Annotated in this window: 8 protein-coding genes and 5 pseudogenes; 9 read left to right on the plus strand and 4 right to left on the minus strand. The window is 46.1% G+C overall.

Annotated features, from left to right (window positions below; all coding sequences use genetic code 11):
- Positions 1 to 202, plus strand: a pseudogene (locus BHV83_RS18530) (hypothetical protein); the annotation flags it as partial.
- Between the two features lie 11 nt (positions 203 to 213).
- On the opposite strand, the gene BHV83_RS18535 reads toward BHV83_RS18530, so the two are convergent.
- Complete coding sequence (locus tag BHV83_RS18535) at positions 214 to 1,044, minus strand: helix-turn-helix domain-containing protein (protein ID WP_286757887.1); 831 nt, start codon at positions 1,042 to 1,044, stop codon at positions 214 to 216.
- Positions 1,045 to 1,061: 17 nt separating this feature from the next.
- The gene (locus tag BHV83_RS18540; RefSeq protein ID WP_005649338.1) at positions 1,062 to 1,958 is read right to left on the minus strand and encodes a helix-turn-helix domain-containing protein; all 897 of its coding nucleotides are present in this window, start codon (positions 1,956 to 1,958) and stop codon (positions 1,062 to 1,064) included.
- Between the two features lie 253 nt (positions 1,959 to 2,211).
- On the opposite strand from BHV83_RS18540, the pseudogene BHV83_RS18545 reads away from it, so the two are divergent.
- From BHV83_RS18545 to BHV83_RS18570, 6 genes and pseudogenes are all read left to right on the plus strand, one after another.
- Positions 2,212 to 2,607 (plus strand): annotated as a pseudogene (locus BHV83_RS18545) (putative quinol monooxygenase); the annotation flags it as partial.
- Between the two features lie 7 nt (positions 2,608 to 2,614).
- Positions 2,615 to 3,171 (plus strand): annotated as a pseudogene (locus BHV83_RS18550) (cupin domain-containing protein).
- A gap of 150 nt (positions 3,172 to 3,321) precedes the next feature.
- Entirely contained in the window at positions 3,322 to 4,221 is a 900-nt protein-coding gene (locus BHV83_RS18555; RefSeq protein ID WP_286757888.1) for a DUF3737 family protein, read from the plus strand.
- 7 nt (positions 4,222 to 4,228) lie between these two features.
- Positions 4,229 to 4,405: pseudogene (locus BHV83_RS18560) on the plus strand (MATE family efflux transporter); the annotation flags it as partial.
- 126 nt (positions 4,406 to 4,531) lie between these two features.
- Entirely contained in the window at positions 4,532 to 5,698 is a 1,167-nt protein-coding gene (locus BHV83_RS18565; protein WP_286757889.1) for a MalY/PatB family protein, read from the plus strand.
- Between the two features lie 221 nt (positions 5,699 to 5,919).
- Positions 5,920 to 6,143: pseudogene (locus tag BHV83_RS18570) on the plus strand (DUF4248 domain-containing protein).
- 432 nt (positions 6,144 to 6,575) lie between these two features.
- Here the strand turns inward: BHV83_RS18570 and BHV83_RS18575 are convergent.
- Positions 6,576 to 8,888 (minus strand): ATP-dependent helicase, encoded by a 2,313-nt coding sequence (locus tag BHV83_RS18575; protein WP_286757890.1) that lies wholly within the window; start codon positions 8,886 to 8,888, stop codon positions 6,576 to 6,578.
- A gap of 134 nt (positions 8,889 to 9,022) precedes the next feature.
- Positions 9,023 to 10,900: a glycoside hydrolase family 127 protein gene (locus tag BHV83_RS18580; protein WP_005643425.1), complete on the minus strand. Its 1,878-nt coding sequence runs from the start codon at positions 10,898 to 10,900 to the stop codon at positions 9,023 to 9,025.
- A 195-nt stretch (positions 10,901 to 11,095) separates the two neighbouring features.
- Here BHV83_RS18580 and BHV83_RS18585 point away from each other — a divergent pair, with 195 nt between their 5' ends.
- Positions 11,096 to 11,230 carry a hypothetical protein gene (locus BHV83_RS18585; protein ID WP_005643426.1) on the plus strand — a complete coding sequence of 45 codons (135 nt, stop codon included), beginning with the start codon at positions 11,096 to 11,098 and terminating at the stop codon, positions 11,228 to 11,230.
- A gap of 444 nt (positions 11,231 to 11,674) precedes the next feature.
- On the plus strand, positions 11,675 to 12,265 hold the full coding sequence (locus BHV83_RS18590; protein ID WP_005641826.1) for an RNA polymerase sigma-70 factor: 591 nt from the start codon (positions 11,675 to 11,677) through the stop codon (positions 12,263 to 12,265).
- Positions 12,266 to 12,292 lie beyond the last annotated feature (27 nt).

Consider the following 12,292-nt stretch of genomic DNA (forward strand, 5'->3'; position numbering starts at 1 on the left):
TTATGGCGGGAATGCGATCTTAGTTGAACTTCCTAAGATCGGTATCCGAGGCAATACACATTTCCTGATGTCTGACCTCAATAACGCCGAAATTGCCGATTTATTGGATAAATGGATACAAAATTATGTATTGGACAAACATATGCCGGACAGTGCTGACGGAACAGAAGCTGGGCAGTATCGAATAGGAATGACTGAATAAATCAAGCATTGTTAATTTAATGATCTGTAACTATTTGGCGTTATCCCCGTTATCTTCTTGAAAAGAAAACTGAAATACTGTATCGAAGGAAATCCGAGTTCATGAACGATTTGAGAAAGGGATTCTCCTGAGGAACGTAGCTTCTCCTTTGCCATTTCGATACGTTTCAATTGAAGATGGCAGCTGTGCGTGTGTCCGAGTTGCAATTCGAGCAGATCATTGAAATAGGCTTCCGACAAATGAAGTTGTCCGGCACAATAGGCAGAAGTAAGCGGTTTCTGTGCAAGTTTTCCATCTCCAATATATTGTTTGACAAGTTTTTCGTATTGCCGTATCAGCAGTTCATTGTTCAATTCACGGACAATGAACTGCCGTTCATAAAAACGAGTGGTATAATCCAACAGACGGGTAATATGCCGTATCAAGATAGTCCGTTTGTAGGAATCTGCACCATGATGAAATTCCCTACGAATATCGTCAACACATGAAGAGAGTATCCGTTTTTCTTTTAGGGATACATGCAACGCTTCCTTGAGTGCATACGAAAAGAACGTGTATTCTTCAATAGTCTTTTCAAGCATTTTTCCCTTGAACAGATCAGGGTGAAACGCAACCATCCATAGGCAAGGTGCGGGAATTTCCACACAGACGGTATCCGGACGATAACTGATGAGTGTTCCGTCGCAGTAGTCGCAATACACCCGACCACACTTTGTTCCGAATTCAGCAAGAAAATCCGTTAATATCAGACAATAGTATCCCGACTGACATAAGAACGAAAGAATTGTATGAGGGTTAGCTGTGTCGTCGATATAAAGCCCAGGAAATTGCAGTTCGTTCATAGTTTACTATATAAAGACTAGTTTTGAGAACGAAATTCATTGGGAGTATAACCTGTCACCCGTTTGAACATCCGGCTCAGGTGCTGCGGATATTGGAATCCCAGCCCGTAAGCAATTTCACTTGTTGTTTTATCTGTGCCAAGTAAGGCTTCTTTAGCCCGTTCGATCAGTTTATTTTGAATATATTCCGAGGCAGTCTGCCCTGTCTGTTTACGGATCATGTCTCCGAAATAATTCGCAGACAGAAACACCTTATCGGCAAAATACTTGACGGTCGGCAACCCCTCCCGTAAGGGACCATCGCTGTCGAAATAATCGTCTAATAGTCGTTCAAAACGGACGATAATATCTTTGTTTACCTGTTCTCGTGTCGTGAACTGCCTTTCATAGAAACGCATACAATAGTCGAGCAACAGTCCGATATTGGCACAAATCAACCGGCGGCTGTGTTTGTCGATACTATGCTTCAATTCCGTCTCTATTTTATGCAGGCAGTCCATTACAATCTCACGCTCATCCTCCGAAAGATGCAACGCCTCGCGGGTTTCATAAGAGAAGAATGAGTAGTTCTTAATTTCTTGACCAAGAGCAGTTCCTCGAATCAGGTCGGGATGAAACAGAATGCCGTGAGCATTCGGCTGGATATTTTTCAGCATCTCGGTTTCCGCAACTTGACCAGGGGCGAAACCGACTATCGTACCGTCCTGATAGTCGTAACTCTGACGTCCATACGTGATATTCCCGCAGTAGGTATCTTTCAGATAAAGAGCGTACACGCCGTAGTTGACCTTGAAATGTTCCGGCCACCGCGTCGCCTTCGATAAATCGACTACACTTACTAACGGATGCCGTGTTTCGAGTCCGAACAGTTTGTTGTATTTATCTACCTCATTGAGTTTTATAACTTCTTCCATAAGCTTTTCTTTTATTTCTTTTGAGCAAAAGTAATTCATTTGAATTGAATTACATACAGCGTTATTACTGAATCGAGGATTCGGGTATAAATATCCGTAAATCGTATACAAGTCGGCTTATTCGACCGCGATAAATTTGCAATCAGAAAAAACAATGAAAAAACAAAAGATGATGGATCGCAGAAATTTCTTAAGGACGGCATCGAGTTTTACATTGCTCACAGTCGGAGCAACAACAGATGCTTCCCGTACTACAGGAGAGAGCATCGGCAAATATTTGAATCTGGATAAGCTGCCAGGTATGTGTGCCAAAGAGCCAATGACGGCCGATGGTATCATAAGGCTTTCGAAAATAGAGGTTTATCCACAGTATCTCGACAAGTACATAAACTATGCGACCGAAGTGGGCGAAATATCCCTGCGTAACGAGCCGGGCGTATTGACAATGTATGCGATTGGTGAAAAGGAGAATCCCTGCAATATAACGATTCTTGAAACGTATGCGAGTCATGCGGCTTATGAAAAACATATCGCATCGGAACACTTTCAGAGGTACAAGCTGGAGACGCTGCACATGGTCAAGTCGTTAATATTGTCTGACCAGACGCCGCTCAATCCGGCTAATAAACTCAATAATTTCATACAATAAAACAACTATGAACAAGATCTTTTTAATTTCAGTATTCAGCATTTTAACACTCAATGTTATGGCACAGGAAAAAATAGTACAGACAGCAGGACGCACCCAACTCGTTGAGTTCGCACCCAAATTTGCGGAACTCAACGACGATGTTCTTTTCGGCGAAGTGTGGAGCCGCACTAATAAATTGGGCCTGCGTGACCGCAGTTTAGTAACGGTTACCTCGCACCCGTTTCGAGCGAACAGGTGCCGATAGCAAACGTAACTTTTGAGCCTCGCAGCCGTAATAACTGGCATATCCATAAAGCGACAAAAGGGGGTGGACAGATGCTTATCGGTGTAGCCGGACGAGGTTGGTATCAGGAAGAAGGCAAGCCGGCGATAGAGATTCTACCCGGTACGGTCATCCATATCCCGGCTAACGTGAAGCATTGGCACGGAGCGGCAGCCGACAGTTGGTTTGCACATCTGGCTTTCGAGGTTCCGGGAGAAAAGACATCCAACGAATGGCTCGAACCGGTCACGGACGAAGAGTATGACAAACTCGAACAAAATAAGGAAACTCGCCGGTAAACGAATCGCTCTGTCCGCCACAAGCGGCAGTAGCGGAATCTCGACTTCAGTCAGCGAAGCCCGCATGACAGCGGTGGCTGCTCACTGCGAAACGACATTAGGGCATGGCTGACAAAACATAATTTATATAACAATTAAAGAACGGAATATATGGAAGTAATATCAAACACAGAGTTCGGCGGAGAAAGACCTTTGTTCGAATCACATAATCTCAGATTGGAGAACGTCGTCATCCGTGCCGGGGAGTCGGCCATCAAGGAATGCAGCAACATCGAAGCCATTGATTGCCGGTTCGAAGGGAACTACCCTTTCTGGCACGTGCATGGTTTCGTTATTGACCGTTGCTTTTTCGATATAGGCGGACGTTCGGCACTGTGGTACTCCGACCATCTGAAAATGACCGATACACGTATCGACGCCCCCAAAATGTTCCGCGAGATGCACGACATCGAAATCGAGAACGTAGAGATGAACGATGCTGATGAAGTGTTCTGGCGTTGCCAGAATCTGAACATCAAAAATCTGAAACTGCATGGAGGAACTTATCCGTTTATGTTCAGCAGCAACATCCGTATAGACGGATTGGAAAGCGACAGCAAATACGTTTTCCAGTATGTGAAGAATGTGGAGTTGCGCAATGCCAAAATCACTACGAAGGATGCCTTCTGGGAGGTGGAGAATGTGACGATCTACGATTCCGAACTCAACGGTGAATATCTGGGCTGGCATTCGCGCAATCTTCGGTTAGTGAACTGTCACATTACCGGCGAACAGCCGCTCTGCTATGCCCACGACCTCGTGTTGGAGAATTGCACCTTCGGCCCAGATTGTGACCGGGCTTTCGAGTACAGTTCGGTGCAGGCAACTATCAAAGGTGCAATAGGCGGAGTGAAGAATCCGCGGACAGGTTGTATCACCGCCGAGAGCTATGGGGAGATCATCTTCGACGAAAATATAAAGGCTCCTGCCGATTGTGAATTGAGGCTTTGGGAAGAGAAAAGAGAAAGACCGATTACTTGTTGTCGCTTATCCGCGAAGGGAAGAGTATGACGCTGAAGCAGCAGCCACAACAGGATTTTCCGTGCAGGTAGCACACCGGATCGGAGCCGAGGATTTCGCGGGAGCCAGAAAGATACTGCGCCAGTCGGTTACAGCCACGCTTATTTTCAGTTCCCTGCTGGCGGTGACCGGTATTACCATCAGTGATATGCTTCCCAGTTGGCTGGTCGGGGATGCTGATTATGGGTGTCATGGGAGCTTTGATATATTGGATATCGAGCTTTGCTTCCGGGGAACGATTTTTCTTGTCAGGCTTTAGGGCAGTAACTGGATTTATAAATTACGAATAAAAAGATAAATTATGAAATACGATTTCGATACAATCATCCCGCGGCGCGGGACGAATTCTTACAAATGGGATACTCCCGAAGAGGAGAATGTATTGCCTATGTGGGTGGCGGATATGGATTTCCGTACAGTACCAGCTATTGTTGAAGCCTTGCAAAAGCGGATAGCGCATGGTATTTTCGGCTATACCAAAGTCCCCAAAGCCTACTACGACGCGGTTGTCCGGTGGTTCGATGACCGGCATCGCTGGCAGATAGATCCCCGGTGGATTATCTATACGAACGGTGTCGTGCCAGCTCTGTCCGCTATTATCAAAGCTTTGGCTGCACCGAGTGACAAGATAATCGTCCAGACTCCGGCATACAACTGTTTCTATTCGTCGATTCGCAATAACGGATGCGAACTGTCGGCCAACTACCTCGTTTATCGGGACGGCCGCTACACGATTAACTTCGACGACCTCGAAACAAAGGCGGCCGATCCGAAGGCGAAAATCCTGCTGTTGTGCAATCCTCACAATCCAGTCGGACGGGTCTGGACGCCGGAGGAACTGTGGCGCATCGGTGACATCTGCCTGCATAACGGGGTGTTCGTCGTGGCAGACGAGATTCATTGTGAGCTGGTCTATGAAGGGCATGACTACACGCCTTTCGCCTCCCTGTCCGAACGTTTCCGCCAAAACTCCGTAACCTGCGTTTCGCCGAGTAAGGCATTCAACCTTGCCGGATTGCAAATCGCCAACATCATCGCTGCCGATGAAGGGGTACGCCGCCGTATCGACCGCGCCATCAACATCAACGAAGTGTGCGACGTTAATCCGTTCGGCGTTATCGCCACGATAGCCGCTTACAATGAAGGCAGTGCATGGCTCGATGCTTTGCGGAAATACTTGTGGGGGAATTACGAATATCTTTGTTGCTTTTTCGAGCAACGGCTACCGCAATATCCCGTGTTGCCACTCGAAGGAACCTATCTGGTCTGGATAGATTGCCGAGCATCGAGTATCGGCTCGGATGCCACGACCCTGCGCTTGCAAGAGGAACAGAAGCTGATGGTCAATTCTGGTACACTGTACGGTCCTGGTGGAGAGGGGTTCATTCGTCTGAATATAGCCTGTCCCCGGACGTTGCTTGCCGACGGCCTGGAACGGATAGCCCATGTGTTGGTACAAAATTTCTAAGAGAATTTTGCCAAACGCTCAATTGGCAACAACCTCCTGCAAATCTCATTATCGATGACAACACGAAGATAGGGCTTCGCAACAGGTTGGAATACGGTTTGGGGAATATCGGCGAATATCGGTGAAGATAGGTGCAGAAACAGGTAGAATATAAATGCCATTATATTTTGAATATCAGTAATTATTGCTTATCTTTACAGGACAATAAAACGATGGAAATTATGATGATGGATGAATTCGAAGTCAGGAGTTACGGGTGGCAGGAATTGGCGGTCCTTTACGGTCCGATTTGATGCGGGCATCGGCAGGGAAACGGTTGTCCAAATGGATGGGGATAAACCCGGAGCTAAAGACAGAGCTACAGGGTAACGGTTGGAGGAAAGGGAAAAAGATGTTGACTCCCCTGCAGGTGAGGACGATCGTGCAATATCTGGGTGAGCCTTGAAACAAGGGACTTCTGTGTGCGAAATAAGGGACTTTGACGTGTCAAACCACGAAGTTCGGGAGGTGAAAGACCGGACTTCCGGATGCGAAAGAAGGGATTTTTCTCGTTCCTGTCGTGTCTTTGCCGGTTTAAAGGGGTACAAGGAAATGAGCTTATATATATATTAATATATTTATTTTAAGATGTAGGATTGAACCACAATGAACGAAAAACCTCTATAAGCCACTCATAATGAATGGTTTATATTGAGCCATTGACTGCACCGTTTTTATTTGATGTGAAATGTCGGATTTAGAGCCTGTTTCTATTTTCCTCAATAACAATCTTATAGCAGCCAGTTTAACCGTTCCATCTGCCGAATCAAACGCTAATTCATAGCTTCGGTAAAGCCTTCTATTCTACTTGAATGACATATCCGAACTTCTAGCCGACTTATTCAACAATTGTCAAGCGTGCAAACTTCAAAAGCAATTGTTTTTGACCGAAATGAGCAAATGAAACGGTTGCTTTCGCATTACCCCCTTCTCCTTCAATGGCAGTTACCTCACCTTCTCCGAAACGATCGTGCCGAACTTTAGCCCCGACATGCAAACCCGACAGAGCCGGCGCAGAAGACGAAGACGGGGCCGAAGACAAAGAAGCCGTTTCCATCCGTGTCAGACGAGCCTGCCGTCCGACTGCCTGAGCGACCGGAGAGACATAGGCCTCTCCTTCCATTGCCTTCGGTTGCTGGAAAACCGAGGAACGACGAGTAGCCAATAAACCGTCGGTAGTAACGGCATCTGCCGACGTATAAATATATTTGGGATCGATATCTTTCAAGAAACGACTGGGCGAACACATCGTACTCTGGCCATTGCGATAACGGCTTCTGGCGTGTGTCAATACACAATTTTCTTCCGCACGAGTAATGGCGACGTAGAAGAGGCGGCGTTCTTCCTCCACCGCTCTCGGATTGTCTTTCGACATGGCGGAGGGAAACAAGTCTTCTTCCAGCCCGACAACGAAAACATTCCGGAACTCCAGGCCTTTGGCGGCGTGCACCGTCATCATCGTCACCTTGTTTGCCTGCTCTTCCTTATCATTATCCTGATCTGTCAACAGCGAGACTTCAGACAGAAAGTCAGCAAGCGAGACATGCTCCATTCCTTCCTCGCGGCGTATCTCGCAAAACTCGGCAATACCTTTCAACAACTCCTGCAAGTTTTCCTGCTTGCTGATTCCTTCCACCGAGCGATCCTGAAACAAGGTATTGACAATGCCGCTCTCCTTCACTACTGCAGCGGCGATTTCCTCGGCAGAGAGCTTAACATTCCGTTCGATAAAACCGGAAATAAGCTCCCGGAAATCGCTTAGCTTCTTTGCCGTACCGTTATTGACCGGCAGAGCGTACCCGATCGGATCGTTCAACACGGTCCACAAACTGACATTATGATCTGTAGCGGCAACGACCAATTTATTGAGAGTCGTATCGCCTATCCCACGAGCCGGATAGTTTATCACACGTTTGAAAGCCTCTTCATCATGCGGGTTGACAATCAGACGAAGATACGAAATGACATCCTTCACTTCCTTACGCTGATAGAAAGACAAGCCTCCGTATATCTTATAAGGAATTCCCCTTTTACGCAAGGCCTCTTCCAAGATGCGTGACTGTGCATTTGTCCGGTACAGGATGGCAAAATCAGCATAATCGTAATTCTGCATCCTCATATCGTTAATCTTACCAGCAACGGCATATCCCTCTTCATAATCGGAATAGGACGAACAAATGGAGACCTTGCTCCCCTCCTCCTTTTCTGAATAAACGGTTTTTGGGATCTGCTTCGTATTCTTATGTATCAAACTGTTCGCCGCATTTACGATATTCTGCGTCGAACGATAATTTCGTTCCAGTTTGAAAATACGGCAACCCGGATACTGGTTCTTGAATTGCAGGATATTATCGATATTGGCTCCCCGGAAAGAATAGATACTTTGCGCATCATCTCCGACCACGCAGATACGTCGGTGTACTTCGCACAAGCGCTGTACAATCAGATGCTGGGCAAAATTCGTATCCTGATACTCGTCCACCAGCACAAACTGAAAAAAGCTCCTGTACTTCTCCAATACGTCCGGATGATCGCGGAAGAGTATATTCGTTTGCAACAGCAAATCGTCGAAATCCATCGCCCCCGCTTGCTGGCAACGATTCTGATACCGCTTATATATTTCACGCAGCAAAGGAACTTTAGAATCTATATCATGTTGCACCAGCTCCTTGTTCTGTTCGTATGCCTTATAGGTAATAAGTGCATTTTTTGCATTCGAGATACGGCCCTGTACCATTCCCGGCCGATACACCTTGTCATCGAGCTGCATCTCCTTCATTATGGAACGGAGTAGACTTTTGGAATCTGTCGCATCGTAAATGGTAAAATTAGATGGATAGCCGATGCACTCCGCCTCGGAACGGAGAATACGGGAAAAAACGGAATGGAACGTCCCCATCCACAACCGCCGTACCATCCGTTCGTCTGTCAGGGAGGCGATACGATCTTTCATCTCGCGTGCCGCCTTATTCGTAAAAGTCAGTGCCAAAATGCTTTGGGGAGGCAGTCCCTGCCTTAAAAGATAGGCTATCTTGTAGGTCAGCACGCGTGTCTTTCCCGATCCGGCTCCGGCTACCACAAGCGAAGGCCCGTCTGTATAGACAACTGCTTCGCGCTGACTTTCATTCAATTGTTTCAGATATTCTTCCACGTATCTTGTATTTTTAGGGATACAAAGGTACGAATTTTTATTTACTGTCCTGCCTCAGGTCACTGTTCTCGATGCTATGTGTGCCACTATCCGTACTCATTCTTCGGATTACCAAGTGTGTAAAAATGCCCCGTTCACTGATTATACGGCCTATAAGGCGAATGCATCACATTCAATGTCTTCGGCAGCCACACCCGGTAACGCTGCGTCTTGTCCCAGGTATTTCCGGCAGAAGCAAAATCGCAGAAATGAATCTGTTTCGGAGCCCGGTTGCTTTCCAAGTCCGTACCCAACACCATCGGGGCGGTAAAGGCCAACCAGGCAAAACCAGGAGCCTTTACAGGCGTCAACTCCACATACCCGTCTTTACTAACAACAACAGACGCCTCATCGACAAAGCCATCCCCGAAACGGCTGTCGCGAGCCAAGACGATCGGACCGCGCACGATGGCCTGCGCCTGATTCCTTTCCACCAGACGGGCACGTAAATCGAGTTTGACAGTGATCCGGTCGCCCTTTTTCCACTTACGGTTCACTGGCAAGTATGCACCTTGCAGGACACCATCCTGGGGTTGGCCATTTACGGAAACCACCGCAATCTTGCTCCATGCCGGGATGCGCAAGGCAATGGTGAAAGCCGTCTCTTTCGCAGGATCGACCTCTATCTCGATCTGATCAGTCCGCGGATAATCAGTCGTTTGCTTCAACCGGACCGGCTTCTTGTCCGGCAATACCAACTCCGCTTCCGAGGGAGCATAAAAATTTACCCGGACACAATCGTCCTGAACCTGATAGGCAAATTGAGGAATCATGGCAAAGGCACGCGGGCCGTTCGCATTGCAACAGTTGATGTGCATGCCGCACTGCTCCTCCCCTTCATGACGCCAACCTTCCAACGGGCTGTATTTGGCTATCTGCGAAGCATCCGCCTTCAGAGATGCCATCAAAGCATTATAGATAGCCGTTTCCATATAATCAGCATACAGAGAGTTGCCCGTCATCTGTAACAAACGGTTACAGAGCTGCATCCAGGTAAAGGTCACGCAAGTTTCCATCGTATGGTAAGTAGGTTGCGTCTGCCGTTCTTTCCCGCCATACCAGCATTCGAATGCACTACCCGATCCGGCCACGTTGATTTCTTCGCGTACGATATGCCCGACCGTCTTTTCCACGACAGAGAGATAGAGTGGATTGCCCGTCACCTTATACAGTTCCAACAAGCCTTCATAGCAGGACATCATTTCATATGCTTTTTGTCCGTTTTCCCTCGAAAACCAAGTTTTCGGATGCGGAAAACGGTTGGCTACGGGCACATCGGCAATAGCTTTGCTGATCAGCTGCGGACCACCGGGTGTCTCCCATTGTCCGACAATATATTTGGCAAAATCGAGATAACGTTTTTCTTTCGTTCTGTTATACAGATACATGACAGGCTCGAGGACGGACGAGCTCGGCATGCCAATGTAATTGCCGGTTGAGACGATATCCACCTTTCCGGGCCCAACCTGCGTCATCAGATGGTCGACAACTCTGCAAGCCGCTTCCAATGCCTTCTTATCACCCGACAGGTCATACCAAGCGATCAATCCCAATGATGTATACTTGCGCCCCCAGACATCCCATTGCTGCAACTGGTATTCCGGCGCATAATTCCCGATATAACCGTTCGGCAACTGCGTTGCCATAAGCGATTCGGCCGCATCCTTTATGATCTGGTACAGTTCGGGGTCCCGGTTATAACGATAGGAGGCGATCGCACCCTGTATCCATTTCCCCCAAAACTCGCTTTGCCAGCGCGACTTCTCGTTCTGGTGGCGGAACGGTTCGACCAAATGGTCCACATCCTGCGCTTTCACACGATGTTCGATACAATCTGTGATTCGAGTCCCTACATAACCAGATATTTTTACCTGCTTTACAGGAGAGTCATTGCCTACTTGCGCCATCCCTGCCGTCGAGCAGGCACAAGCCAACAGGAAAGAGAAAGTCTTCACCTTAAACGGAATCATCATAATATTGAGAATTTAAGAATTATAAGAACAAAAATAAAGAGTTAACCGTGATATTATGTTATAAAATTGACAGAATACCTGTCAATTATGATAAGTGTCTGCTCCTCTACTACACTCCGCCAACATATTTCATGAAAAAAAAACGAGAATCGATTATTTTATTTCTATATTTACCCCAAATAATACTTAATAGATATGGAAGAATACATCGGTACAGTCATCAAAGTCGGAGGTATCCTGATCGGAAGCATCATGGTCCTATTCGTGATTTGGTACATAGTCAAGGATATACTGGACATTAGTGGAAAGGATTCATCCGATGGCAAATGAACCAATATATAATTAAGGAAAGACATCTGAATTTAAAACATAGGTGTTTTACCTACAAACCATATATGTCAGCATGTAGGTATGACACATCAAGAATACAGAGGTAAAGCCTACATCTATTGAATTTGAATATACCAAAGATAAGGTTTCTCGTGATGGGACGCCTTATTTTTTTGACCTATTTCTACCTCATTGCCTCTTTGATACACATAGTTCTCATAGGACTAATTCAATTTAGATGTACAAAGTTATAATAAAATTATCATAAACTTTTAATAGTGAGGTCTAAATTCGACATGATATTCAAATCGAATTTGCCTCCATTTGGAGAAGTGTTTCTCTTATTAAATTCCCTAATCAATTGATATTCTTTTATATATAGACAGTCTAATTAACGTAGTCCTATGAGAACTTAGTAAATATTTGTTGTCATCAAACGAAAACATGAAGGAGACACTGCCACATACAATCGACAAGTTGTTTTGGAACATCGCTGTAAACGACGACGAGAATGCCTTTAAAACATTATTCTTCCAATTCTTTTCTCCCCTCTGCATCTTTGCCCACCGGTACATTGAACGTTGGGAAACATGTGAAGACGTCGTACAGGAATCTTTTCTCAAAATCTGGGAAAACAGAAAAAGTATCAGAATCGAAACATCTGCCCGCAATTTTTTGGTCACAAGCGTACGCAATAATTGTATCGACTATCTCCGAAAACAGGAACTCGAGTTGGCCTGGAAACAATGGAAGATAAGCAAGGGGGACGAACCAAGTGGAGATATCTATTCGATTGTCGAACTTAGAACGATGTTGGCTGAAGCATTGGATAAACTACCGGAGAACACTCGCCTCATTTTCGAAAAGAATCGTTTCGAAGGAAAGAAATATACAGAGATCGCCGAGGAACAACAAATATCAGTCAAAACAGTCGAAGCGCATATAAGTAAAGCACTTAAAATTTTACGCGTCGAACTGAAAGACTATCTGCCATTCCTTATTTTATTATTTCAAACTCCTGATAAATATATTTAACATAGGGGAATCTCCCCTTTATGCGTC

The sequence above is a fragment of the Parabacteroides sp. merdae-related_45_40 genome, assembly GCF_001915675.1.

Coding starts and splice junctions, on each gene's coding strand:
- BHV83_RS18580 (WP_005643425.1), bottom strand. CDS start 10,900: ATGATGATTCCGTTTAAGGTGAAGACTTTCTCTTTCCTGTTGGCTTGT.
- BHV83_RS18585 (WP_005643426.1), top strand. CDS start 11,096: ATGGAAGAATACATCGGTACAGTCATCAAAGTCGGAGGTATCCTGATC.
- BHV83_RS18540 (WP_005649338.1), bottom strand. CDS start 1,958: ATGGAAGAAGTTATAAAACTCAATGAGGTAGATAAATACAACAAACTG.
- BHV83_RS18555 (WP_286757888.1), top strand. CDS start 3,322: ATGGAAGTAATATCAAACACAGAGTTCGGCGGAGAAAGACCTTTGTTC.
- BHV83_RS18565 (WP_286757889.1), top strand. CDS start 4,532: ATGAAATACGATTTCGATACAATCATCCCGCGGCGCGGGACGAATTCT.
- BHV83_RS18535 (WP_286757887.1), bottom strand. CDS start 1,044: ATGAACGAACTGCAATTTCCTGGGCTTTATATCGACGACACAGCTAAC.
- BHV83_RS18590 (WP_005641826.1), top strand. CDS start 11,675: ATGAAGGAGACACTGCCACATACAATCGACAAGTTGTTTTGGAACATC.